The sequence below is a fragment of the Chryseobacterium sp. Y16C genome (assembly GCF_022488405.1).
Classification (GTDB): domain Bacteria; phylum Bacteroidota; class Bacteroidia; order Flavobacteriales; family Weeksellaceae; genus Chryseobacterium; species Chryseobacterium geocarposphaerae.
In genome coordinates this window covers 4,389,912-4,415,238 of record NZ_CP092711.1, presented here as the reverse complement: position 1 = coordinate 4,415,238, position 25,327 = coordinate 4,389,912, and the positions used below count along the sequence as shown (strand labels likewise).

Genomic DNA, 25,327 nt, shown 5'->3' with positions numbered 1-25,327 from the left:
AGATATGATTGACAGAAGAAAGTTTATCAAACAAGGCAGTTTGCTTACCACAGCAGGATTGGTAGCGACCGCCGTTCCATTTTCTGGAATGGCACAAAGCGGAAAAAATATGCAGGCAAAGCCAAAAGAAACCAAATCAAAGTGGCTGGATGGTTCCCGCTTGGTGGTTTCTGTTTCTATGCAGTTTGAAGCGGGCGGACAACCCGAAAATGCAGAGAGTCCTTTCCCTCAAAATATGGAAAAAGGCTATAAAGATTTGCCGGCTACAACTTGGTATGAGTACGGATATAAAGAAGGTATTCCTCGGATGTTGGATAACTGGGATAAATTGGGAGTAAAAATTACCTCACATATGGTGGGTAGTGCGGTGCTAAAAAATCCGGCATTAGCAAAAGAGATTGTAGATCGTGGTCACGAAGCCGCTGCACACGGAATGAACTGGGCAACACAATATACGATGTCATACAACGACGAGAAAAAATTTATCAAAGACGGTGTGGATGCCATCAAAAAAATTACAGGTTTTGATGCAATTGGTTATAATGCCAATTGGCTACGAAGAGGCGAAAACACCTTGAAGATTTTGCAGGAATTGGGATTCTTGTACCACATAGATGATTTAAGTAGGGATGAGCCTTTTGTTCAAACGGTCAACGGAAAAGCTTTTGTGACGGTTCCTTACACATTGCGTTGCAACGATATTCAACTGATTGACGGCAAAAATTTCTCCGCAGACCAATTTGTACATCAGGTTAAAATGGAATTTGATCAACTGTATGAAGAAGCCGCAAATCGCAGAAGACAAATGTCAATCAGCTTTCATGACCGCATTGGCGGCACTCCGCAAATGGTACAGGCAGCGAAAGAATTATTTACCTATATCCAAAAGCATGAAGGGGTAAGCTTTAAAAGAAAAGATGAAATTGCAAGAATGGCTTTGGAAGACAAAACGACCATAAGGGAGTAAACATTACAACCCTCAGTAGTCCACAAAATCAGAGAAATGTATAAGACATTCCGAAAAATCGAAAAGTAGATTCTATTAGCTTGTCGGAACTTTGTATTAGAAATTTTTGTTTCGTCGATCTTCCATACTGGTTTAGCAACATTATCATGAATAAAATACTTTGTATCTCTGTCTAAGCCTGTAAAAAAGAAATCTTTTGTTTTGCCGTTGTCTTTAAGTTTTGAAATAAAATAGTTTTTACTTACCGGCTTTCCTGTCTGCTTAACTGCCGAAGTAGTACCTCCCGAATTAAAATTAATAATAGAATCCTGAATGGATATAACATCATTATCTTTCACATAGAGGTCTTCGTACAAAGTCGCAATAGGTGATCTGACATGATGATATTTTACATGGACTTGCTGTGCAAGTCCATGTAAAAAAAACATTACGAAAAAAATCGTAAAAGCCATTTTTTTTAAATTCATAACTATTCAGCCGTAACAGTATAGCCTGCCTACGATAAATTCCATTTGACAATAGTTTGAAATACTTGACAAGATGAAAGCGTTGGAGCATCAGTTACGAACCATTGAGAGCCTGTCCAGTTCCCTTCACTATCATAAAAATTAACGTTGACTCCGCAAAGCTGAAAAGAAGTTTTAGTTTTTTCAATTTTTTCAACTTGTTTCTCTGAAATTTTTAAGTCAGCTGTTTTGGCACTTACTAACCCAGCTACTCCGAAGGCAGCTAATAAAATTGCTTTTTTCATAATTATTTATTTTTTTGATCGATCAAAAGTATTGATGAAAAAGGCTTGAAAATTTATATTTTAATATTTTGAATTTATATAATTTTAAGATTTCTAGATATGGTTGAGTTCATGTAACATTTAAAGTTCAATTTTATCTGCGTTGTTTTAGTACTGGAGATAAGATAGATTTAGGATTATAGTTGCTATTAGAAAACCTATTGATAGGCTTTTAAGTAATTGTGGTATTACTATGACATTGAACCTTGTATCACTTATCTTAAAATATGTTTGTTCTTTTTTTCCTTATTATTAAACATTGATATAATAAATTCTCAAAAACAACACTAAAAAGTGAAGTGTTAAAAAATTTTTATAACTAATATAATTTTTCGTAAATTTCTTGCTATAAAAGATAAATATTCATTATAAACTTTGCTTTTTTGCAATATTTGATGAACATGAATTCATTATCAATAGATAATATAAAACACAAATGAAAAGTATCATTATTAACTTATTATGTCTTTTAGTATTTGTTTCTTGTGAGAAGACCAAGAATCTTAATGCTAATGAGATAAAGCTCACCCAAGAAATCAATTTAGACCAAGGAACTGCGGAAAAAATTAAAGGATTGTCAATGGGTGTTTTTGAAGTGGCAAAAGGGAATAAAGACAGGGAGATTCTTTTTGAGTATTTTCGAAATCTCAAAAATTACTCAAAAAATTTACCGGCGGCAATAATAATTAGGGCAAAAGCTGAAAATGCAGATCTAATTGTCAAAAAATTCGCACGGGAACTGAAAGATAAGAAATTGATTGTTTACAAATCCGCAGAAAATTACGGTAATGAAGATGATATAATTACTATTCTCCAATCTAATAATAAGTTGGAACCATTGCTCTTTGAAGCAACAAATGGCGTAAACTATGATATTGACACCCAAATGATAATCAATAAATTAAAAGATTGGGATTCCAAATACGGGATTGAGCTGGAGGCAGTCGGCCCTGATTTTGTTTCTGGGAAGTTTAAAAATAAACCCGCAAACATTCCGAAATTTGCAAAAGAAGTCTATGATTTTTGTCCCGACATCGTAGACCAAGGTGTTGGAAGTATAGAGGAATTGGAGAAATCACTTGCAGATTCTAATGAATTTTTCCTTTGGTGGGACTAGTGTGTATCATTTCAAAGCAACAATTAAAAGAATCCTCATATTTTATTCAAATCCGCAATTTTTAGTGTCGATAAGTATTATCTATTTTGAAATTAAGATTTAAAGTTCTAATTCTTTCCCTATAAATTCTCAAGTAATAAACAAAATGAAAAAAATTCATTACCTAATTTTCAGCTTTTTTGCACTTGGATGCAATTCAAAATTAGAAAACAGTAATTCCATCGCCGTAAAACCTACTATAAATATAAAAAAAAGAAAATCCAACGGGACAGAAATCGTTAATAAACTGGAAAAACTCAATTTCTTTAATCTGACAGAAAAGTCTGACCTTAATGATGAAAAAGAGGAATTAGCCCGAGCTTATAATGAGAATAATTTTTTTGAAGGTGCACTCCGAGGAGAGACACTGGAATTTCTGGATAACCGTTTTTATTTTATTGATAGTGAAGAACTCTTTAAAGTTGGAGGCTTGATAAATTACTTGAAAACTGTAAAACCTGTCTTTGAGAAACTGGGCTTGAAATTAAATTATTCCAATGAAAAAAGCTTTCAAAATGAAAAGCATTGGAGACATACAATAGAATTGAACAGCAGAGAATATATTGCTTTTGACAATAATTTTAGTAAGCAGGATTGGAACATTGCTTACGTCATGTTTATCGAGATGTTGAACGAAGAATTAGAAATACAGAATAGTGAAGAAAGATTTTACCCTATATCATCCCAAAATGATGGAAGAATGGTATTGCTCACCAAAAAGCAATTCGAGTTCATAAAAGAAAATTATCCCAATGACAAGGAGCACCCTAAAGAATTGGCAGTTTGGAAAAAAGAAAATAATCTTTATTGATAAATCTCAGCTTAACACACATTTTAATTGTAAAAAAACTATGAATTTAATTTAAACTAATAATTACATGATCAAGTCTGCATTTACATTACTAATACTATTTGTATTAAATATATCTTGTACTAATTCAAATAATAATGATATGAAATTTTTGAAGAATTTATTCGGAAAAAACGAAAAGTCTGAGCCTGTAATAACGCCAAATGCTTATAGTTTAAGACTTGAAAAAACAGCGGAAATGCTTGATGAAAATTTATTTTGGAAGATTGTAGATTCATCCGTTAAAAATTCATCGAATCAAAATGAACAAGAAAAATATCTGGTTTCGGAGATATCAAAACTTACTCCAAAACAAATGGTAGGTTTCAGATTAAGAACCGATAAACTTCTTTATGATACCTATACCTCGGAAATGTGGTGTGCAGCTTACATTATGAACGATGGATGTTCCGATGATGGTTTTGAGTACTTTAGGAATTGGGTAATTTCACGTGGTAGAGACGTCTATTACAAAGCAAAAGAAAATCCGGACACTTTGATTTCCCAAAAAGATCATGGTGATGAAGGTATGTTCGAATTTGAACTTTTCTGGTATGTAGCTCTTAAAGCGTTTAAGAATACAACAGGCAAAGAACTGTACGATTATATAGACGAAAATAATTTCCGGACAAAGGAAGGAAATTATCCTCAATTTGAGTTCAATTGGCAAGAAGGAAATCTGGAAAGCAGGAAAAAACTATGCCCGAATCTATACGCTGAATTTGAAAATAGATAACATGAAGGGATTATCATTTAAATTAATATACACAATTATTTTAAGCTTTTGCTTTTTCATTTTAAAATCTCAAACAAAAGAAAATACTATGAAACAAGATTGGATACTGTTTACCAGAGATTTTGATTTTTCAGAATCCTTTAAGTCTGAGTTATCGATCCAGCTTGAAGAGAAATTATACAAGTTAAATAATTTGGATAAAAATCTGAAAAATCCAATCAAGCTTATAATCGGAATGGAAGATTTAAATCAAAGTATATCAGACGGATATATTTATATTCCTGCACATGTCTACATTCATGATGCTGATAAAATATATCCGATTACAATTTGCTGGAAATCCTCAGATTTCAATGATTTGAAAGCGATTCAAAAAAGTAATCTTGAGGGTAAAAAAGTAGACTTCGAATGGTGTAAAGATTTTCCCTTCGATGAGTTAAAAAAAACACTAAGCCAAGAAAAAAAATATGAAAAAATAAACAATCTGAGTTACATCATTATCCCTAAGTATTATCCTGATTTAGTTATCAATTTTAATATTAAAAGACCATTATTTCAAAACGAAAAAGAAATCATTGAAAATATCTTTAAGAAAAATAAGAATGTTTACGTTTCTAACCTTATTGATGATTCAATCATGCTCGATTTTCAAGTTGATTCAATGAATTTTAAAGAAGAGGATTTTTATAAAGATATGGAATATCTCAAAACTTCAATCAAAGAGATATCAGAACAAGAGTTCTCGAATCAGATAGAAAACGTTGAAATAAGATAGTTATTTACATACAATAATATTATGGCTCTGTGGATACTTCTAATCGAAATTGGTCAGAAAGCCGGCCTATAAAAATTCAATTTTTGTCTTCCAAGATTTCAATACAAATCAACACTCCTTCCGTATAACTATATCCATATCCGAACCCATAGCTTCCACCCCCACTTACTTTTTCTGTATCAGATAAAAGCCGAGGTGAACTCGAAATACCTTGTGAACTATATTGATAATTGTAGCGACCTGATGTAATTGGAGAAATTGAGATAATTCTGACATTTTTAGAAGACCACTTTTCCACTTCGCTGTTTATATCATTAGACAATCGCTCTCCATCAATTTCCGAATCTGACCAACCAACAACTTTTTCTGATACGATTCTTTTTGTGATTGGCTTTTCAGCTCCTAACCAATTTCGTTTTGTTTCTCCGGTGGGAATATTTTCACTGACATTTTGCAGAATAGGCTTAAAATATGCTGGAATAAAAATGGTCTTTATCATTAGTTTTTTTAAATTATAGTTACTAACATAAAAATACGTAATAATGATTAAAAATCAAAGAAGTAAAGCTCTTTACCTTCATAAAAAAAGTCCCCAACTCATCCGGGGACTAAAAACTAATAACCATGAAAACTCAATTATAGATGAGATTCAATACAAATATATATATATCTTGTTTTATAACGGAAAATATTTAAGAAAATTTAAGATTAATATTACGGATCATGTTTTCGCGCCGAAAATATGCATTATAAAACTACTTATTCTTTCAATGCATTTTCAACTTCCTCTATAAGCTCTTGCTTATCAGGTAAAATTGTTACATATTTTGAAGCAAATACATTATTTTCAAATCCTCCTAAGATATACTCTGCTGTGATATCGTCTTTTTCAGCGCACAGAATTATTCCTATTGGTGGATTATCATTATCATCGTTAATTTCTGTTTTGTAATAGTTTAAGTATGTATTTAATTGACCTCCGTCAGCAATGTTAAGTTTAGTTGTTTTAAGCTCGATGAGGATATACGATCGTAGAATCTTGTTGTAAAACACCATATCGACGTAATAATGGTTATTATTGATAGTTATTCTTTGCTGGGAACCGACAAACATAAATCCACGCCCTAATTCCAACAAAAAATCTTCGATATGCCTGATTAGTTTTGCTTCCAAATCTTTTTCTAAAATTGGCTTATTCTCAGGAATTCCAAGAAATTCAAAAACATAAGGATTTTTTAAAATATCACCCGCATTTGCTATTTCCTGTCCTTTTCGAGCTAATTCTAGAACTTTTTCTTTATTCTTAGACCCTTGTGAAAGCAAAAGTCTTTCATATAAGGAACTATCAATTTGTCTTTTCAATTCCCGAATAGACCAGTTTGAATTTACGGTTTCTTTCTCATAGAAACTTCGTTTTGCTTTATCTTCTATAATTAAAAGCTCACAAATATGCGTCCAGGTTAAGTGTCCAGTCAGCGACTGGACATCCGGATATTCGGTATAAAGCTTTCTCATATTAAAAAGGTTGGAACGAGAAAATCCTTTTCCAATTTCCTTTGTAAGAAGTTTTGATAAATTCAAAATTATCTGCCTTGATGACTGATTATCTAAATTATTCTTCTGTTCTGTATCGACAATCTCTTTACCGATTCTCCAATAAGTAAAAATCAATTCCTGATTGACACGTTGAGATAAACTTTTTCTTGACGATAAGATTATAGATTTAATATTTTCAACTAAATCCCTATCAATAACCGTTAATTTATCTTTATCACTCATACTACAAAAATAGCAAAATATTAAAACCTTCTAAATATAAAATTGTACTCCACAGAAATCCAGGAGGATAATTTTTTTATTTTATTTAGCATTGAGTTTACTTTCTTTAAAGTACATTAAAACAAAAGTTCTTCCTTTCTGGGGACTAAAACTTATAGCAATGGATTGTTAAATTACCTTTATTTATAAGAAAACTTCCTATTCACAATAAATCTAAGCAAATAATACAAATCCTCAATGGTTTGATTTGTAAATATCAAGTTAGAATTCTAAATCCTTTGTCTATGTTTTCACATCGAAATATTGTTACATCTTCTTTTTTTTCACCACCTCCTAAATACTTGACTATTTCAGATGACGGTGTTAAGATCCCATATCCTAATTTATCAATTTTATCAAAATCTTCTGAGTCCATTGGTATTTGAATTATCATTCCAATCATATTTCCGCTTCGGTTAATAACCGGGCTACCACTGTTTCCGCCTTTTACTTTGGCATTTAAAATAAAATATTCAATACCGTCAAGATACGAGATTTCCTTCCCAATTATTTGTCCGTTTGAAAATTTATAGCTGTTATTTATAGATGATATTTCGTATAGCTGAAAAGCATCGAAACCAGGTATCGGAGGATAACCAATTGTTAAAACCTGTTCAAGTATTTCTGGAGCCACTGCATTAAAATGTTTCGTATCATAGAACACAAAATTGTCGACAAGAATAATTGCAATATCAATATTCTTATCATTAGGAAAAATAACTTCTCTCACGGTTGCCAATTCACCCTTGCTATTTGTCAATGTAATTAATTTAGCATTGTCCACAACGTGTCTTGCTGTAATTACAGTGTGCTTATTTCCCAATAAAAATCCGGTTCCTATATCTGGTTCATCATCATTGGAAACTATTACAATTGGTCTTACCGCACCTGCGAAACTTTCGGCAATAGAAACAAATCCATTCGTTAAAAAGCTATATGTTCCATACTGAGCTACGGCAGCGTCATAACTCGGGGCAATTAATACTTCATTTGATATAGGGAGGTTACCATTAGGAAGGATTCCACCGGACATTAGAATTCCTTCGTTTTTCAAAATATTAATTATCTTGGTAAACTTATGTAAATCTAAGGTATTCAAATACTGTGGCTGAGAAACAAAATCATCAATTGATTTTGGTATTTGTTTTTCAACTAACGATTGATCCGATGTATCAATCGAGAAAAATTCTAAAATTTCGTTTGTTAAGTCTGGCATTAGTTTTTGGTTTTATAAAATATTTTTTTTTATCGAACAAAACGATTATTACGGCTGTAATTGAGAGATTAGTAGGATATAAGTTTTTAATATAATCATACTGCTCAGCTAAATATATTTACGGATACTACAATTTACTTTCCTTATAGGTTCTGATGTTTCTTATTTTGCTATTAAAGCTGATTCCAATTCCATAAATGTCAGGATTATCAATTCTAAACTTTGCGGCATATTCTTTAGCCAAAATTTGGTCTAAAGCTTCTTGAGAATCATCAGAATTTTCTGAAAATTTAAATTCCATTATATATATTTTACGACTAAATCGTATAACTGCATCTATCCTTCCAATATTTGTTGATTCCTCCGGAACAATATCAAATCCAAGTAGTTTCAAAATCAAAAAGACATTTGCATGATAATAACCTTCTGTTTGTTTAACAATCTCGTAAGAAACGTTTGCAAAAATGGATTTAAGGTCATTAATGAAATCAACTATATTGTGTTTTATTAAATGATACCTCAGCTTTTGATATAGTAAAACATTTTCATCCTCTAGATCATAAATTTCAATGACATATTCAAAAGCTGATAAGATTTTTTCTATATACATCGTAAGGCTGGAAATAATCCAATCGGTATCTTGGCCATGATAAAGGCTATCTACAAGATGTCTGTTTCGATTGATGTCATCTATAAAACCTTGCAAATAATAAAGTAAATTCTGCGGAGTAGCAAATCTGTGGGGTATCAATTGTTTGAAATTGAGTTGTTCCTCAATATTGTAATGAATATTATTCAGAAAATTAAGAATTTCATCTCCCTTTGGAAGCCTATAAATACCCAATTCTCTCTGTTCGTATACTGCCCTGTAAAAATCAGTGAACTCAAAAATATTATACGTGAAAAAATCATGTAGGTACTGCTCTACCCTTTCAATTTTTGTCATTGGCTTAGTTTTTTATTTTCTGATTTTAAGAATCTTCATCGTTTACGGTAAAGTAGTTTAAAACTATTGTAATGTTTTTCTTATATAACAAATCTAATGTAACTAAGTTCAAAATTCGAATTAATTCTTATCGATTCAACAGGTGCATTGAGATACTTGGATATAACTGTCTTTAATCCATTTTCATTATAACCATCAATATAATACTTCGAGATTTCTTCTGTAATGTCATTGCCATTAAAGATTATTGAGTCGATTACCTGTACTGTTCTATCTACAAAACCATCATTTATAGTCTTTTGGCTACACTTAATTTCAATATTTGTTGTTTGCATATCTGGCATAAATAATATGGGGTAATCCTGCTGAATTAAAATATCATTTATGAAATCGAATGATCGAATGAATGCCGGATTATCTCTTAATTTAAAAATTTCTTCTCTATAATTTCCTTTAAAATTATTAAATCTAAATTCTCCTTTGCTGTCATAATACATTTCAAATAGAATTCCATTCAACATATGATTCTCTGATTGTGATTGAAAACCTAGTAGTGACCTATTAAGATTTTCAAAAAAATTCATAGCTGAATTTGATCCACCAATAGCGCATTGTAATAAATTCCTTCCTAGAACGAACATTTGATTCTTATCCAGTTGAGTCACTGGTATTGTTAGTAAATAATCAATTGCTGGATTTTGTTTATACCAATTGTATGACTTTAGTTCTTTGATTTTTACATAAAATTCAGAATCTTCATAATAATTTTCATCTTTCAGAACATTCGGATTATAAGGTAGACTTAAAATATTTAATTTTTCACTTTTGTAAAAGTAAAAATCGCCAATTAATGAAGTATGTTCCCAAGTTGTTTGCTTTCCTCCTGATAATGCAAAGACTGTCTTTCTTACAGATTTAAATAGATCTTCGACAGCTATCCTTTCGGTCGAGAGATGCTTTATTAGAGAGCCCGTATAAATACTATTATTTTCGTATCCAACATCTAAAGCGCCTTCATTGGGAGATGTTGAAAATGCTATTAATGATCCTTTAGGAGCTATTATTGGACTAAATCCAAGTGCAGTTCCGCGACCGAATGATCTTCTGCAAGCATCTAATATCACTATGTTCAATTTAGTAGGGTTTTGCCTATATATATCAAATAAGTCATTTAAGGTAATACAATTTTGCCTTGCCATGTACTTATTTTCAGGAGGAATTTGCGAATCAATACTCGCCAAAAAATTCTCTCCATCTACTTCGAATCCGTGACCTGCAAAATAGAAAATGGATGCATCAAAATCTTTTAGTAAGTCGCTATACTCTTGTAAAATATCAACTATTTTTTTTTGATCGATATTCAAAAATAATTTTACCTCATAATTGTAAGCTCTAAATATTTCAGCAATTTGAATTGCGTCATTTTCTCCATTAGTTAATTCACTTCCTTTAAAGTAGTTGTTATTTCCAATTATAATTGCTAAAGTTTTCATATATCTGAGTCGGTTTTGTATGTTTTTAAATATTCGTCTATAAAATGGTGACAGTTATAATTTTGCAAGCTGTTCTATTTTTCTAAAAGGATAATACTTATTCAGATAACTTGTATTTTCCTAGAATCGTCAATGTTCTAGTAATGTATGAGTTTCAAATCTAAGAATCCTCCAATCTAAAGATATTTCTTTGTTTATATTCAATTTTTCTACCTTATCAATAATTGCTTTGCGATGGGCAACACCACACATAAACACTGCCTTTTTAAATTGGTTGGTTTTACAATATGAATAAATATTTTCAAGCATTTCATCTTCGTACAAATCAATAGAATTGATTGCATCTTTGTTTAATGCGGTATCACTTAAAATAACGTTTTCTAATTTGCGCATATCTTCCTGAAGCTGTATACTTAAATCGCTATTAAGGAACTGAAAACCGTGCTTTGCCGATAATGTATTAAAGTTTATAATTTTTCTTTGCAGCCCTATATCCTGAGATGCAATATCATATTTTTTATTAAATGCATCTGGCATTTCACTGTCCAGTACAGGAACATATTTAAAGACTGATCTGTATCGATACTTTTGAAGTGCTTCGATCTCAAGCTTATTATGGAAAACTCCAAATTCGGAAAATAAATGTTCATAATAATTCGAATAAGTATCTTTCAAAGCTTCTAAAAAAATAACATCAGGATGAATTTGTTCAATTATTTCACAAAGTTCATTTGCATTGCATTGTCCATTTTGTTTATGTGTAGTACTTATGAAAGTAATTTCATACATATCATTTAGGGTATTAGTATTGTGAATATTATTCTAAATAATAAAAAGCTTCGAATAGGTCGAAGCATTAAGGCATGAAAGTTTCCAATTACATCAACCTATAATAAGTTCCATTACAGAAATTATGGGAAATGTTTTACTAATTGATTTAGCTTTAGATGTGTCGACTATGTCTTTTTGTAATGCCTCAATTTCCGCAGTACTCTTATCTCCGATTAAGTTTCGATATATGTTTAAATGTAATATAATTCTCATAGCTTACAGTTTTTTTACGAATTCTTTAAAATTACAAAATTTTAATCTTAAAATAATCCTTACAGTATTAGAAAACCACTTTTAAAATGAAAGGTTTAAAACTCATAAGTGAGGACAATGAATTTTATTATTTTGTTTGTAAATTTCTGTTCTGAAAATTTATCCCAGTTTGGAAGTTATATTTAATCATTAAAATAACAGATAAAATGAAAAACTTAACCATCCTGCACGAAGCTAATGAATTTGTGAAAAATGGAGATTATGAAAACTTTTTAGCTTACTGCACCCCAGATACAAAATGGGTGTTTGTTGGCGAGCGTACCCTTAATGGAAAAGAAGAAGTTCGAGCCTATATGAAAGAGTTCTATTTGGAGCCGCCAATTTTCAGTGTCGAAACAGCTATTGAAGAAGACGATTTTGTAATGGTCACAGGCGAAATCCAGTTAAGAAACAATGAAGGAAAGTATGAACACTTTGATTACTGTGATATTTGGAGATTCGAAAATGGCAAGTTAGCAGAATTGAAAGCATTTGTTATCAAGAAAAATTCGTTATAATAGTGTTTTGGATTAAAACAATACTTTGAGCGCAATTCTTTGTTTCTTACGATGCGCTCATTGCACAAGCGGAATATTGATAGAAGTGAAGGAAACTGGTGGCGGGATAGAGCTTTCTTCATTAATTAAACTATGAAAACTCGAATTAATGAGAATCTACATAAATATATAAATTTAAAGTATTAAGGAAATATTGACATATCTTTGGTGAGTGGAAAATCATGAAGAAATAGAAAGAAGAATACTAGAAATCCTTACCGAAAAATTAAAAAAAAATGGCGGGAATAATGGTGTTGATTTTACAGCTTTGACCACATATTGAACCTAAACATACAGGACTGAAACGAGTTTCTTGCGCAAATTGCTAGAGAAAAAAAGTTTATAATCTTTCAAAGTTTGAATGGAAAGAGAATTACTTTACCAAAATAGTAGTCAATACTATTTTAGAATAAATCTCGCTGAGATCAAATATCCTCCTCCAATAACTAAGAACGGAAGTAGATCTTTTCTCAATAATCAAAAGGCGAAGATTCCAAATGCATCTCTATATATGAGGATAAGTGTAATAGTATCGAATATCCCATGAGAAAATATAACAATCCAAAGATTATCGTATTCCTTATATAAAATAGACCAATAAAGTCCTCCCAGTATCGCAGAAATAATACCAAAGACGTCTTGCTGTAAATGATAGAGACCAAAAAGCAAACTTGTTACAAGTACACTGAATAAAGGATCGTATCCTTTAAAAATTCTCTTTTCCAGCACATTTTGTATATAACCTCGAAATACGACTTCTTCGTAAAATCCGCCAATAATCAAAGCCGCGAATATTGTCATTAGCAATCTTGGCACACTACTTTTAATAAAATTGTATTCAATATAATCTGGAACCTGAAAAAAATATTTAATGGTAGGTATATAAAGAAATTGCATAAAAGCTACCCAAGCTATCGCAGTAACGGCTCCTAAGAAAACTGCTCTTAAATTTAATTTTTTTTTTATTAGCCCTATATCCCTAAAATTCTTCCCTTCCCTTCGAAGCATAAGGTAAATTGCTAACAGGCAAACAGCAGCATAAGAGTAAAAAGACAAAGGTACAAAGTGGGGAAATATCACAAGAAATATAATACATCCAATATACCCAATTGTTGAAATTATCTTTCTATCCATAAGGTGGTAAGTAAAAGGGCTTGTTAAACTTACAGATTATAAGCAGCTATCAATTTTACCCAATAAAGTTAAAAACTTAAACTTTATTACGTATTATTGTGATTAATTTTTTTCTTAGATTTACACAAAACACAATTATGAAAGCATTAAAAATCTACAGCATTATTTGTACATTGGCAGTTATTGTTTTATCTATAAGCCATTATACTACTTCTAAAAAATATCGCAAATCAGAAAAAGAAATAGTTAAGACCAAAAATGAATTGAAAGATACTGAACAAGTTCTTGAACAATGTTCCGACAGATACTACAAAGAAATGAACAAAAAATAAATGGCAAAGGAATTATCTTTTTACGAATTTACTCAGCTCCCAAAGGAAGAGCAATATCACTTGGCGTTCACTCAAGGTGAATTCGTAGATTCTTCGGTGAAGAATGAAGTTAAATTTGCGCTTTATATGATTCTTCTGACAATAAAATAGTAAGCTTAGCAAGTTTTATGAGTGCAATAACCTAATTGAGCTATTCTTTTATAAAAGACCTCCTAAGCTCTTCCAGATTATGTAGATCAAACACTTTAATTTTTCTATCCATTACAATTTTATTGGAGCTTATTACCTTATCGTGCCAGTAATCTTGCGGCAGATCATTTTCAAATTCCTGAACTACGATGTGAACAATCATATTAATAATTGTATTAATCGAATTAAATTCCTCGGTGTATTTTGGAAAATTATAAGTTTTGACAACATCGCCCATTAAAAGTGATTTTGAGTTGTCTCTTAGATTGTGTGCTAGAATATGATTACGATAATCTTTAAGGTTATAGTCTCTCTTGATTTCTTTGATGAAAGGCTTGAGGAATTTCTTAATTTTAATTACTCGAGTCTTATAGAGAGTTTCAACGTAGTTTATTGAAAAAAAAGTATCATACTCATCCAGAAAAGAACAAATATTTATTATGCAATACTCTTTGAGCTGTATACCATACAAGGTTTTAGTAGTAGCGAGTTTAAATTCTGGTTTTATTTTAAATTGCCTTAGTAAATCCTCATTCACATCTAGTGCAGATATAAGCTCTGTTTTCAAATTGATATTATCAGATTCCTCTATAAGGGTTCTGATAACTTCTGTCAATTTACTCATTTAGTAAAAAATTATAGAACGTAGCAATAGTTTTAAAACTGTAAAAATCCAATGCTGTTTATATCTTAATCCCGAATATTAATACCTTTTGCTTTTTCAAATTCTTTAAAGAATTTTTCTAATGAGTAACGTTCGTGCCTTAATATATTATAAATTGTGGACATTGGAATGTTATAACCCTCATCTAGCTTTAGCTTTGAAATTGTAGACGAAGTTATTCCACAAAGTTTTGCATATTGATTTTGTGTTATTACTTTACCGTCTTGATCACGATATTCACGTAAAAATTTATTCTCAATGAAATTGCACAAATGTTTATTTACAAGCGCATTTTCCTTATTTAAAACCTCCTTATCACGCATATTCATTATAATCTTTATCAAATAAAAAGATTAAAATGAAAAATACTGTTCGCTAAAGCGAACAATTTAATAATTTTTGTTATATTTGTAAAGTAAATAATTATAGAGATAAATTCGTACTATAATCAGAAAGCATATTTTACTTTAATTGTAACAACTAATATAATAGGAAATGGATTAAACGCCAACAAATTCAAAGAATTCATGAAGTTTTAATTCTTTAGCTTCACAAATCTTCTGAATGGTTATTAAGCTAATTTGATAAGTGTGATCTTCGCGAATACGACGAACAGTTTTTTCGTCAAGATTGTGTTCGGTTGCAAACTTACTATTGTTGTCTAAAGGAATAACCCAGTTATCCCTAATGTATTCAACTATCTTTCGGTTTGCCTCATTCATACTAACAAAATAAGGCTTTAAAAGGAAAATTAATTCGGATTGAAATCCGAATATTTAATTATTTTAGTATATTTGTAAAAAGATTACATTCAATGATGTAATTTTGCGATACTTCGAAAAATATTAGAAGCTATTCGCTTAGAATCTCGTATCAGAAAACTGGTAATTTAATGCTCACGAGAGGATAAGTAGAAGGCTCACGACCTAGGCGTGGGCTCTCTTATCTGTGAGCAAGGTATACCAGTACCCCTGATACAGTAAGTAGAGTTCCACGCCGTTTTTATTCTAATGTTGTCCGCCTACTCCACTTTCTAAGCTGCTTTTACTATAAAGATTAGGCAGGTTACAATGGCAGCGCATCCATTGGAGCTTTATAGCTCACACTAAGAGTAAATTTCATTCATATTAAATTTAGACCTGTAGAGGCGGAAGTTTTCTTCACTGGTAAGGCTTCCTCCAATACGGTCATAAAAAACAAAAACTCATACAACAGCTATTGAAAACCAAGAGAATAGATTTGGAAAGCAGATTCTGGTCTGGCAGTCATACAAATTCAGGGATAAAACTTATTAAGAACTTTTTCCAATTCAACGACCTTGTGGCCGCCAAAGAACTATTGAACCAAATTATGATTTATTCGGGCAAAAAGAAGTCTGTAATACCGGAAGATTCCTCGACTATTTTCCACTTTCATCAGGCTTTACGGTCTTTAGTGCGTGCGTGTTTTCTCCTATGGCAGAAAGAAAAAAGATGGAAAGTCAATGAACCGGGGGAGAATTATTCGCCATTAGCACAGGGTTCACTTTCAGATGGTGAATTTATAAACCCAATACTGGTATTTCAAAAGGCTTTTGGAGAATACTCCATCAAAGATTTCGAGTACTACATTTCGGTGGCTGTCTATTTTTCGTTGGGTACCTATTCTCACACCGCTGAAAGTAAAATCTTTGTTCCATACCTGCATTTATGCAAAATGCTTGATGCATCATACCTCATCTTAGAAAGAGGAATCCAAAAGAAAAAATAACCATTAATCAAATAAGCAAAGAATGAATAACACTACTTAAGAATCCCCTAAAACATAATAAAAAAGCCCTTTCCGCAAAGTTGACGCTGGTTGGAAAGAGCAAAGTCTAATAAATTAAACTATATCAAAAGTATGAAAAAAAACTTTTGCAGGCTAGGCTGTATTCAACTTTCAGCCACTTTAACCCTGCTAGTCTCGGGAATGGCAATAGGACAAGTAAGAACCATCTCGGGAACGGTCACACAAAATGGGCAGCCAGTCAGTAATGTCTCGGTATTTCAGGAAGGCAGTACAGAAGTTACAATTACTAATTCTTCCGGGAAATATCAGATCCAAGTTGCCGGAAACAATCCCGTTCTTATTTTCAAACATCCAGATTATGCAGAACAACGGCTAGACATCGGAACAATATCCACTGCCAATATTGCTTTAAGCAATAGGGAAAGGCAAATTGAAGAAGTTGTGCTTAACGCAGGTTATTACAAAGTAAAAGAAAAAGAAAGTACGGGAAATATCGCGAAGGTTACAGCAAAAGAAATTGCAAACCAGCCTGTCACTAATGTTCTTTCTTCTATACAGGGGCGGGTTTCCGGAGTGAATATCACGCAAAGTACGGGAGTTCCCGGTGCTGGCTTTGATATTCAGATTCGTGGCAAAAACAGTCTGAGAAGTGCTGGAAACGAACCTTTATATATCATCGATGGTGTTCCATACGGAGGGCGTGTCAATGCACAAAACTCTGCCGCCATCCTTCCTTCCGGCAATATTAGCCCTCTAAACTCCATTAACCCCAACGATATCGAAAGCATTGAAATCCTTAAAGATGCTGATGCGACAGCCATCTACGGTACACGTGGTGCGAATGGCGTTGTTCTCGTCACGACTAAACGCGGCACAAAAGGACGGTTAGAAGTTTCCCTGAATACCAACTATGGACTAAGTAAGGTGGCAAACCATATGGAAATGATGAATACCGAGCAGTATATTTCAATGAGAAGGCAGGCTTATGCGAATTCTGGAATCGCTACCTATCCTTCCAATGCCTACGATATCAATGGAAAATGGGATCAATCGCGATATACAGATTGGCAAAAAGTCTTAATAGGCAATTGGGCAGAGTTACAGTCAACTATGATTTCGTTAAGTGGCGGAGGAGCCAACAGTAGCTTTTTAATTAGCGGAGGGCATACTGAGCAAACCACAGTTTTTCCGGGCAATTTTCGCTATAAGGTAAATACTTTGATGTCAAGCTACAATTATAAATCTCCTAATAAAAAGTTGACCCTCTCATTTACAAACAATTTCAGCACTTCTGATAATAATGTAATTAACACGGATCTCACCAACCGATCCCTGTTTTTAAGCCCCAATGCACCTGCTCTTTATAAGCCAGATGGAACATTAAATTGGGAAGATGGGACATTCGCCAATCCAATTGCTTCGCTGGAAGGCGTGTATAACAATACGATGAAACAGTTTAATCAAAGCCTTAATGTGGACTATTTAATAGGGCTTGGCTTAAATTTCAAAATAAATGGTGGTATGAACTTTCAGGACTTTGAAGAATTTGCCGTCAAACCAAACACAATGTACAACCCGGCTTCAACGTCAGGTTCCAGTCCACAATATTCAACTTCCTCAAAGGGTCTTAATAAAATATTCTCATTCATAGTAGAACCGCAATTATCGTGGAACAAAAAAATCAACAGACATGAACTGCAGGTCTTGGTAGGAAGTTCATTGCAAACGACAAGGAATCAGCAATCAGGCATAACAGGGACAGGATTTTCAAGCAACGCTTTACTGTACAATATTGCAGCGGCAACAACAAAGACATTCAGAGACGAAATCGATATTGATTATCGCTATGTTTCTCTATATGGAAGAGTAAATTATCAATTTGCAAACCGATATATACTTAATCTAACCGCAAGGCGGGACGGTTCCAGCCGCTTTGGTTCAGCTAACAGATTTGCAAACTTTGGAGCACTTGGCGCAGCATGGTTGTTCTCAGAAGAGAGCTTTTTAAAAAACAGCAGATGGCTCAGTACAGGAAAATTAAGAGGAAGCTTCGGTCTGACCGGAAGCGATGCTATCGGTGACTACCAGTTTCTTGATACATATACCTTATCAACAAGTTCCTACAATGATGTCGTAGGATTTTATCCATCAAGGCTTTACAATCCTTATTTCAGCTGGGAAAAAACAAAAAAACTGGAGGTTGCGATTCAGCTCGGCTTCTTGAAAGATAGGCTGATGCTCCAATCCGCATATTACCAAAACCGTTCATCCAATCAGTTGGTTGGAATCCCATTACCCGCTACAACAGGTTTTTCATCGGTGCAATCCAACCTGGATGCAACCGTTGAGAATACCGGATGGGAAGTAGAGCTGTCAGCACATCCTATCAGAGGTAATAAATGGAATTGGAGCTCTTCCTTCAATATCACGATTCCCAAAAGCAAACTGTTATCTTTTCCAGGACTGGAGGGTTCATCATACGCTAATACGTATGTAATAGGCTACCCCACTTCTATCGTCAAGCTATACCAATATGAAGGTATTGACCCCAGCACTGGATCATATCTCTTTAAAGACTACAATGGGGATGGCAAAATAAGCAGTCCCGATGACAATAAAGCCATTGAAAATATCGGAACGAAATTCTTTGGCGGATGGCAGAATGAAATTAGCTACAAAAACTTGAGCCTGTCATTCCTATTCCAGTTCGTAAAACAGACCAACTACAACTACATAAGTACTATGCCCTACCCCGGCAATATGAACAATCAGCCAGCTGCGTTTACAAATGTATGGTCTCAAAACAATCAAGGCGGTTTTATTATGCCTTACTCAGCCGGAACCAATGCACAGATTAATGCGCTTACAGCGAACTACATCGCAAGTACAGCAGCGATCGGCGATGCATCATTTATAAGGCTAAAAAATATCCAGTTAAACTACAAAATACCTGTTAGGTCTTCATGGATAAAGCAGGCTTTAGTATATGTTCAGGGACAAAATCTGGCGACATGGACGAACTATTTCGGTCTCGATCCCGAGTTTACGTCAACCGGATATCTTCCCCCTTTGAAAACTTATTCTTTAGGATGTCAAATAACTTTTTAAAATTATGAGAAATAAATATAACATACTTTTTCTTTTTGGGATCACAGCATTTAACTTTATCTCCTGCGACAATTTGATAGAGCCCGACCAGCCGACAAACCAAATTAGCAGTACAGATGTATATAGTAACGTCGGCAATGCCGATGCTGTATTAAGTAATTTATACGCGGAATTACAGTATAATTCCGTATTGTCTGGCGGGACAAGAGGCTTGGGAGCACTCTTGGGAAGTTACGCTGACGATCTCGATAATTATATGGCGGCGTCTCAAACGGCTTACCTGGACATATATAATACTCAGGTATTACCAACCAATACGGTTCTAAAAACATTGTGGACAAATGCATACAAAGAAATCTACATCTGTAACAGTATCATCGAAGGAGTATCAAAATCATCCTCTATAAAAGATGAGGATAAAAATAGAATTATCGGAGAGGCGGTTCTAATAAGATCAATAATTCATCTTCGGCTTACCCAGATCTTTGGGGACATCCCATATGTTACTTCTAGCGACTATACGATCAATCAAAGCATTGGAAAATCTGCTTCTGGACAGGTATTGATGAATATAATAAATGATCTTGAAACCGTAAAAGATTACCTTAAAAATGATTACCGAAATGCTGAAAGGATTTATCCCAATCGTTATATCGCTGTCATGCTGCTTTGTCAGTCTAATATGTTATTGGAACAATGGGAAAAAGCAAGAATGTATGCAGAGGAAATTATTGCCAGCCCTTTATATCAATTAAATACAGATCTCAATCTGACTTTTAAAAAAGATGGTAAGCATATCATGTGGCAATTGAAGCCGCTAAAAGCAGGTGATGCCACGGAAGAGGCAAAATTGTACTTAATTTCAAGTGTGCCGCAGAACTATGCATTATCTAACAACCTTGTAAGTACATTCACATCCACGGACCTGCGGAAATCGTTATGGATTAAAACAATAACCTCAGGGTCAAATACGTATTATGGTAGCATAAAATATAAAAATTCATCTTCAAATACAAACGAATATTCAATCGTATTCAGAATTGAAGAGGTGTATTGTATGATGGCTGAAATTTTGGCACGGCAAAATAACGTGAGCGATGCGCTTACTTATATTAACAAAATACGAAACAGAGCAGGTTTGGCCAACATAAGCAATACAATTTCAAAAGACCAATTGTTAAATGAAATATTAGCAGAAAAAAGAAGGGAATTTTTTACTGATGGTGGACTGAGATTTTTTGACCTAAAACGATTCGACAGATTGGGTGATCTTTCTCCCAATAAACCCAATTGGCAAAATTTCAGAAGCTTGTGGCCAATCCCACAGTCTGAACTCATCCTGAACCCAAATCTGAACCCGCAAAATCCTGGCTATTAATGAAAGTTTTGCTGAAAATATATTCGGGAATGGTGATGCTAATCTGCGTACAAATCCTGGGACAAAAGTCAATAGACCTTCCCAAGAGATTTAGGAATACTGTGTATGATGTAAAATTCCTGAAGATATCACATAATGATAGATGGATTTGTTTTCAGAAGTCATACGATTCAAATAGTGATACCCTTGTAGTTGTCGACCGTCAAAAACCTAATAAGGAATTTTATCAAAAATCTGATGTTATTCCTCTATATACAACCTTTACGCCCAATGGATACCTGTTCTTGCGAGGACAAAAATCGTCTGAGCTGTTAAAACTTCCCTCTACTGCTAAAGTATCGTGGAACAATGTTAAAGATGCAGTTTACGACAGTGTTTTTAATGTTATCCTGCTGATACAAGATGATGATCTCCTAATTGCTGATCAGGAAGGAAAAACCATTAATATGGTAAAAAATGTAAGGTCTATTCTTACCTCAAAACAGCGGAAGTTTGCAGTTGTTTCAGAAGGAACCAAAGAATCTTTATATATGATTTCAGGAAAAGACATCTTTAAGATATACGAAGGGGAAGAAAAGATAAAGTTTGTACTTGACTCAAACCTGGAGAACACAATCATCCTGACAGAAAATAGCGCAAAAAAGAAAAACCAGATTGTTAGCCTAAGCAATACAGGTCAGGAATTACCAAAGCCATTTAGTGTCAGCCAGGAGGTTGACCTAAATATCAGATCAGCTAAAGTTTTCCCCGTTACTCAACACCAGTATTTCGTGACATTGACCGTGAACAAGAAACGAAATGATAAAAACGCTCCGGACATATGGTATTCTAATGACAGTAAGCTGGAAACAAAGTTCTATGATGATACTGTTGAGTGCAGTTATCTGTGGAGAACTGATTCAAATACAGGAGAGCTGCTCGGCTACGGTGATGAAGATAAAGCCGCTTACTTTGGTAATCCCGACTATTATTTTAAATACAATCCTTATAAAGGTCAGGACTATTCGACGAACGTTTTGACCTATGAAGCTGAATTGGTTGGAATTTCAACGAAAAAGCCTGCTCTTACAATAAAAAGCAATATTATTATTGCCTCAAAAACCGGAGAATTTATAATAACATTAGAAAATCAATACTGGAAATTATACAATCTTTCTGAACTATCACAAAAGCAACTGCCGGTGGAATATACGCGCTATCATAAATATGGCTTTCCACGATGCTATTTTGCAGATAATGGGGAAAAAATTTTGTTCGAATCCAAAGGATTATTATATGAATATGATATAAAAAAGGGTATCACGAAGAAGGTGCCACTGATTGATGGTTACGAAACTCAAATATTGAACGGTGAACGTTCCACTTTTATTAAGGAATTTTCAACTAATACATACGATGCTTCAAAACCAGTTATTATTCGGTTATATAATCGTGAGGAAAACCGATCTGCGCTCGCACTATACAATGGAAAGTCCGTTCATATTGTTTTAAAGCCCACGGCTGAAAATATTAGCACTATTAATCTTGCCAGTGGCTCACAAGCAGTAACCTATACCAAAAATACAATGAAGGACGTTCCCACGATCTTTTACAACAATAGAAAAGAGCAAGAACTTTATATAACAAATAAGCATGACCTGTCAGCTTTACAGAATCTGAGATCGAAGACAGTACAATATTACGGTCCTGACGGAGAAAAGCTATATGGTATTCTTATCTATCCGCTGGATTACCATCAAGGGGTAAAGTACCCGATGCTCGTTAGTATCTATGAAAAACAAAGGTACTTTGAAAATAAGTATCTTAAAGATGGCTTTGAAGGGCCTTCCGATGGCATCAATATCAGAAATCTTATCCAAAAAGGCTATTTTGTGTATTTGCCGGACATTAGTCTTGGAAATAGAGGGACCGGTGAAGCGGCTTTGGCTTGTGTTCATAGCAGCCTTGATACGATAAAAGATATAAGTGAAATTGATTTTCGGAAAGTCGGCCTGATCGGATTCTCCCATGGAGGCTACGAGACCAACTATATTGCAACACAATCCGACCGCTTTGCCGCATATATTTCCGGAGCCGGAAACAGCGATTTGGTACGGTCTTACTTTTCATATAATTATCAATTTAATGGCCCGTTTTACTGGCAGTTCGAAAACGGTCAATATGAAATGCCCAAACCCTTTTTTTCAGACAAAGAGCTGTACATTAAAAATAGTCCGGTCTACAATGCCGATTCTGTAAGAGCTCCAATCCTTTTATGGACTGGTTCTAATGATCAGAATATTGATTGGCAACAGACTATAGAATATTTTCTCAGTCTAAAAAGAAGTGGTAGAACTGCATTTGCTATCGTTTATCCTAATGAAGGACACGGGCTTGCCAACACAAAAAATTTGCTGGATATAGCCGTTAGGATTGAAGACTGGTTTGATTTTTATCTGAAGGGAGACAACAGTGTTGACTGGATAGAAAAAGGATTATCAAAGAAGGATGCTGATTAGCATCCTTCAATTTTGATGTTAATTAATTTTGTGGAATCTCAAACAGATTGTTTGGGCAGCTGGTACCGCTAAGATCACGTAAATTCTCTGTACCCATTCCCACATTTGCCGTACAAATGACACTACCAGTATCACTGCATGAAATGTGGGTATTCTGGCATTCCTCCAGTTCACCTGGTCTGAATACATAACCGTCTTTTACAGCTTTGTGAGCATTTTTGTTCACATTGGTGGCAAAGGCGCTTCCTGCGCCAAAAATTACAACTACTGCCGGTAAGATGAATTTTCTAAGTGTTTTCATAATACAATTATTGTTTGTTATGCCTACTCTGATCGGGTTTTCGGCTTTCCCCATGTTTAAAATTACGGGCTAAAGTTTGCGCAATACGATAGCTGGTAATCTGTTTTCCTGCCAATACAAAAAGATACTGGTCAGTAACAAGCAGCTGAGACATCTTTTTACTTCCGCGGCGTTGTACATAAAAGCTGCCCCAATATTTTGAAGATTCGGTATCATAGACATCTACAATATCATTTTTATTCCATAGGTCCCTGGATTCATAGCGCCCCATTGTTCCTGATTGAATAAACAGCAGCCCTCTATGAGCAAAAGAATTAGGGTTTAGGACGACAGGTGGTGCTGACATCTTTTTCCTTCCGTCTTTTAACTGCACTACTCTGATTTTAGAAATGCTTACGGTATCTATGGTTTTGATCTTATCAATGTTTTCAAGATTCCTGCTGGTACCTAATGCCTGATTTCGGTAACTGTAAACATACCAGATCTTACCACCATATTCATCGTAATGTAGCTTACCATCCACATCAAAAATACCATCCACCTGTTTTTCAAGTATATTTGGATAGAGCTTCACTTTCTCTTTCGATTTAAGATTAAGGCTTCCCAAGATAAGCCCTCCTGTAGTATTGCTTTGGGTTCTTAACACAAAACTATCAGGTCCAATGGCGGCAAGTTGATCAAAATAAACATCTTGAAAACTTATCTGATTAATTTTACCACTGAAATCATTTGGTTCTGATCGATAAATCGCCGGAACAATTCCATCGTACATATACAGATACTTATCAGTCACTAAAGATCTTACTGCATGAAAAGTGTGAAGCTGATCTGGAACTAAACGTATAGTATCAACTTTTGCTAAATCCCTGTCAATAGCCAGAAGGACAAAAGGCGAAGTGGGATTACCCAAATAAATTCTACCATTTGTTGCGCCAGCAAAATAATACGAATTATATTTCAGGTCATAAGATTTTTCCTCTATGATAGGATGTTGTGGGAACCTTCGGATGAAGTTGTTTTTTTCTTTTATGATATGTTCTGATGAATAAAAAAGATAGGTTACAATCGAAGAAAATATCGCAATAATACAAAGTATTGATAAACTAGGTCCAACCAAAACATTCTGTCTATATTTTGCAATAATCAGTATTGCCAGAATCGCAGCCATAACACAAACAATATTGAAGATCAAATGTTCTGTCCAGCCCATTTTCTCCAATATACCGCCACACGAACAGGGTACAAAATCACTATAATGAAGAATAAGGTAAATATATACAGTAAATGAAGACATTATACCTAAAGAAGCATAAAGACCAATCGTCCTTAATTTCGGTATCACCAGTAGCAAAACGATAACCACTTCAGATATAATGGTAGCGTACGAAATAAAACCCGCATAAGCACTAAGCAAGGGAGATTGGGCAATCTGAACCTGGAAATTTTCAAAATCCCTCATTTTACTGACGCCTGCATAGCAAAATAAAAATATAAAAAAATAAGCAACAACTGCCGGAAAATAGTTAATTAGCTTTTTCATAGTATATCAAATTAGCGGATGGTTTC

General features: G+C 33.7%; 26 protein-coding genes. 12 read left to right on the top strand and 14 right to left on the bottom strand.

From position 1 onward, the window contains the following. Positions 1-4 precede the first annotated feature (4 nt). Positions 5-967 (top strand): polysaccharide deacetylase family protein, encoded by a 963-nt coding sequence (locus MKS83_RS20065; protein ID WP_240581039.1) that lies wholly within the window; start codon positions 5-7, stop codon positions 965-967. Here MKS83_RS20065 and MKS83_RS20060 read toward each other — a convergent pair. After that, entirely contained in the window at positions 877-1,419 is a 543-nt protein-coding gene (locus MKS83_RS20060) for a hypothetical protein (protein ID WP_240581038.1), read from the bottom strand. The two genes, MKS83_RS20065 and MKS83_RS20060, sit on opposite strands and share 91 nt — an antisense overlap. 44 nt (positions 1,420-1,463) lie before the next feature. Then, the gene (locus tag MKS83_RS20055; protein ID WP_240581037.1) at positions 1,464-1,718 is read right to left on the bottom strand and encodes a hypothetical protein; all 255 of its coding nucleotides are present in this window, start codon (positions 1,716-1,718) and stop codon (positions 1,464-1,466) included. A gap of 475 nt (positions 1,719-2,193) precedes the next feature. Between MKS83_RS20055 and MKS83_RS20050 the strand changes: the two genes are divergently transcribed. From MKS83_RS20050 to MKS83_RS20035, 4 genes are all read left to right on the top strand, one after another. Further along, positions 2,194-2,874, top strand: a complete 681-nt coding sequence (locus MKS83_RS20050; RefSeq protein WP_002978366.1) for a DUF4253 domain-containing protein — start codon at positions 2,194-2,196, stop codon at positions 2,872-2,874. Between the two features lie 145 nt (positions 2,875-3,019). Continuing rightward, positions 3,020-3,724, top strand: a complete 705-nt coding sequence (locus MKS83_RS20045; RefSeq protein ID WP_002978364.1) for a hypothetical protein — start codon at positions 3,020-3,022, stop codon at positions 3,722-3,724. Positions 3,725-3,866: 142 nt separating this feature from the next. Then, positions 3,867-4,499 (top strand): DUF4240 domain-containing protein, encoded by a 633-nt coding sequence (locus MKS83_RS20040; protein WP_041461441.1) that lies wholly within the window; start codon positions 3,867-3,869, stop codon positions 4,497-4,499. A 1-nt stretch (position 4,500) separates the two neighbouring features. Beyond that, the gene (locus MKS83_RS20035; RefSeq protein WP_041461440.1) at positions 4,501-5,274 is read left to right on the top strand and encodes a hypothetical protein; all 774 of its coding nucleotides are present in this window, start codon (positions 4,501-4,503) and stop codon (positions 5,272-5,274) included. 76 nt (positions 5,275-5,350) lie between these two features. On the opposite strand, the gene MKS83_RS20030 is transcribed toward MKS83_RS20035, so the two are convergent. The 6 genes from MKS83_RS20030 to MKS83_RS20005 all read right to left on the bottom strand — a co-directional run bounded on the left by MKS83_RS20030 (position 5,351) and on the right by MKS83_RS20005 (position 11,536). Further along, positions 5,351-5,773, bottom strand: coding sequence for a hypothetical protein (locus MKS83_RS20030; RefSeq protein ID WP_002978358.1), 423 nt, complete (start codon positions 5,771-5,773; stop codon positions 5,351-5,353). Between the two features lie 260 nt (positions 5,774-6,033). Further along, positions 6,034-7,053 (bottom strand): YhcG family protein, encoded by a 1,020-nt coding sequence (locus MKS83_RS20025; RefSeq protein WP_240581036.1) that lies wholly within the window; start codon positions 7,051-7,053, stop codon positions 6,034-6,036. Positions 7,054-7,309: 256 nt separating this feature from the next. Further along, entirely contained in the window at positions 7,310-8,308 is a 999-nt protein-coding gene (locus MKS83_RS20020) for a serine protease (RefSeq protein ID WP_185286807.1), read from the bottom strand. A 127-nt stretch (positions 8,309-8,435) separates the two neighbouring features. Further along, on the bottom strand, positions 8,436-9,254 hold the full coding sequence (locus MKS83_RS20015) for a PD-(D/E)XK nuclease domain-containing protein (RefSeq protein WP_185286806.1): 819 nt from the start codon (positions 9,252-9,254) through the stop codon (positions 8,436-8,438). A gap of 80 nt (positions 9,255-9,334) precedes the next feature. Beyond that, complete coding sequence (locus MKS83_RS20010) at positions 9,335-10,747, bottom strand: caspase domain-containing protein (RefSeq protein ID WP_185286805.1); 1,413 nt, start codon at positions 10,745-10,747, stop codon at positions 9,335-9,337. Positions 10,748-10,876: 129 nt separating this feature from the next. Continuing rightward, on the bottom strand, positions 10,877-11,536 hold the full coding sequence (locus MKS83_RS20005) for a hypothetical protein (RefSeq protein WP_240581035.1): 660 nt from the start codon (positions 11,534-11,536) through the stop codon (positions 10,877-10,879). A 461-nt stretch (positions 11,537-11,997) separates the two neighbouring features. On the opposite strand from MKS83_RS20005, the gene MKS83_RS20000 reads away from it, so the two are divergent. Next, the gene (locus MKS83_RS20000) at positions 11,998-12,348 is read left to right on the top strand and encodes a nuclear transport factor 2 family protein (RefSeq protein ID WP_185286803.1); all 351 of its coding nucleotides are present in this window, start codon (positions 11,998-12,000) and stop codon (positions 12,346-12,348) included. Positions 12,349-12,864: 516 nt separating this feature from the next. On the opposite strand, the gene MKS83_RS19995 is transcribed toward MKS83_RS20000, so the two are convergent. Next, complete coding sequence (locus MKS83_RS19995) at positions 12,865-13,521, bottom strand: CPBP family intramembrane glutamic endopeptidase (RefSeq protein ID WP_185286802.1); 657 nt, start codon at positions 13,519-13,521, stop codon at positions 12,865-12,867. A gap of 137 nt (positions 13,522-13,658) precedes the next feature. Here MKS83_RS19995 and MKS83_RS19990 point away from each other — a divergent pair, with 137 nt between their 5' ends. Together MKS83_RS19990 and MKS83_RS19985 are read left to right on the top strand one after the other, a co-directional pair. Continuing rightward, positions 13,659-13,853 (top strand): hypothetical protein, encoded by a 195-nt coding sequence (locus MKS83_RS19990; protein ID WP_185286801.1) that lies wholly within the window; start codon positions 13,659-13,661, stop codon positions 13,851-13,853. Next, positions 13,854-14,003, top strand: a complete 150-nt coding sequence (locus tag MKS83_RS19985; protein WP_240581034.1) for a hypothetical protein — start codon at positions 13,854-13,856, stop codon at positions 14,001-14,003. Between the two features lie 40 nt (positions 14,004-14,043). On the opposite strand, the gene MKS83_RS19980 is transcribed toward MKS83_RS19985, so the two are convergent. From MKS83_RS19980 to MKS83_RS19970, 3 genes are all read right to left on the bottom strand, one after another. Continuing rightward, on the bottom strand, positions 14,044-14,658 hold the full coding sequence (locus MKS83_RS19980) for a hypothetical protein (protein WP_240581033.1): 615 nt from the start codon (positions 14,656-14,658) through the stop codon (positions 14,044-14,046). Positions 14,659-14,732: 74 nt separating this feature from the next. Beyond that, positions 14,733-15,035, bottom strand: a complete 303-nt coding sequence (locus MKS83_RS19975; protein ID WP_185286799.1) for a helix-turn-helix domain-containing protein — start codon at positions 15,033-15,035, stop codon at positions 14,733-14,735. A gap of 171 nt (positions 15,036-15,206) precedes the next feature. Further along, a complete protein-coding gene (locus MKS83_RS19970; RefSeq protein ID WP_185286798.1) occupies positions 15,207-15,428 on the bottom strand; it encodes a hypothetical protein in 222 nt (73 codons plus the stop codon). A 496-nt stretch (positions 15,429-15,924) separates the two neighbouring features. Between MKS83_RS19970 and MKS83_RS19965 the strand changes: the two genes are divergently transcribed. The 4 genes from MKS83_RS19965 to MKS83_RS19950 all read left to right on the top strand — a co-directional run bounded on the left by MKS83_RS19965 (position 15,925) and on the right by MKS83_RS19950 (position 23,460). Continuing rightward, complete coding sequence (locus MKS83_RS19965) at positions 15,925-16,455, top strand: hypothetical protein (RefSeq protein ID WP_240581032.1); 531 nt, start codon at positions 15,925-15,927, stop codon at positions 16,453-16,455. Between the two features lie 132 nt (positions 16,456-16,587). Further along, positions 16,588-19,584, top strand: coding sequence for a SusC/RagA family TonB-linked outer membrane protein (locus MKS83_RS19960; protein ID WP_002978345.1), 2,997 nt, complete (start codon positions 16,588-16,590; stop codon positions 19,582-19,584). A 4-nt stretch (positions 19,585-19,588) separates the two neighbouring features. Beyond that, positions 19,589-20,962: a RagB/SusD family nutrient uptake outer membrane protein gene (locus tag MKS83_RS19955; RefSeq protein WP_002978343.1), complete on the top strand. Its 1,374-nt coding sequence runs from the start codon at positions 19,589-19,591 to the stop codon at positions 20,960-20,962. Continuing rightward, positions 20,962-23,460 (top strand): alpha/beta hydrolase family protein, encoded by a 2,499-nt coding sequence (locus MKS83_RS19950; protein ID WP_240581031.1) that lies wholly within the window; start codon positions 20,962-20,964, stop codon positions 23,458-23,460. Before MKS83_RS19955 ends, MKS83_RS19950 begins: the two co-directional genes overlap by 1 nt. A gap of 22 nt (positions 23,461-23,482) precedes the next feature. Here MKS83_RS19950 and MKS83_RS19945 read toward each other — a convergent pair whose 3' ends face one another. Together MKS83_RS19945 and MKS83_RS19940 are read right to left on the bottom strand one after the other, a co-directional pair. Beyond that, on the bottom strand, positions 23,483-23,761 hold the full coding sequence (locus tag MKS83_RS19945; RefSeq protein ID WP_002978340.1) for a DUF6520 family protein: 279 nt from the start codon (positions 23,759-23,761) through the stop codon (positions 23,483-23,485). 7 nt (positions 23,762-23,768) lie between these two features. Continuing rightward, positions 23,769-25,301 carry a DoxX family protein gene (locus tag MKS83_RS19940; RefSeq protein WP_002978338.1) on the bottom strand — a complete coding sequence of 511 codons (1,533 nt, stop codon included), beginning with the start codon at positions 25,299-25,301 and terminating at the stop codon, positions 23,769-23,771. Between the last annotated feature and the right edge of the window lie 26 nt (positions 25,302-25,327).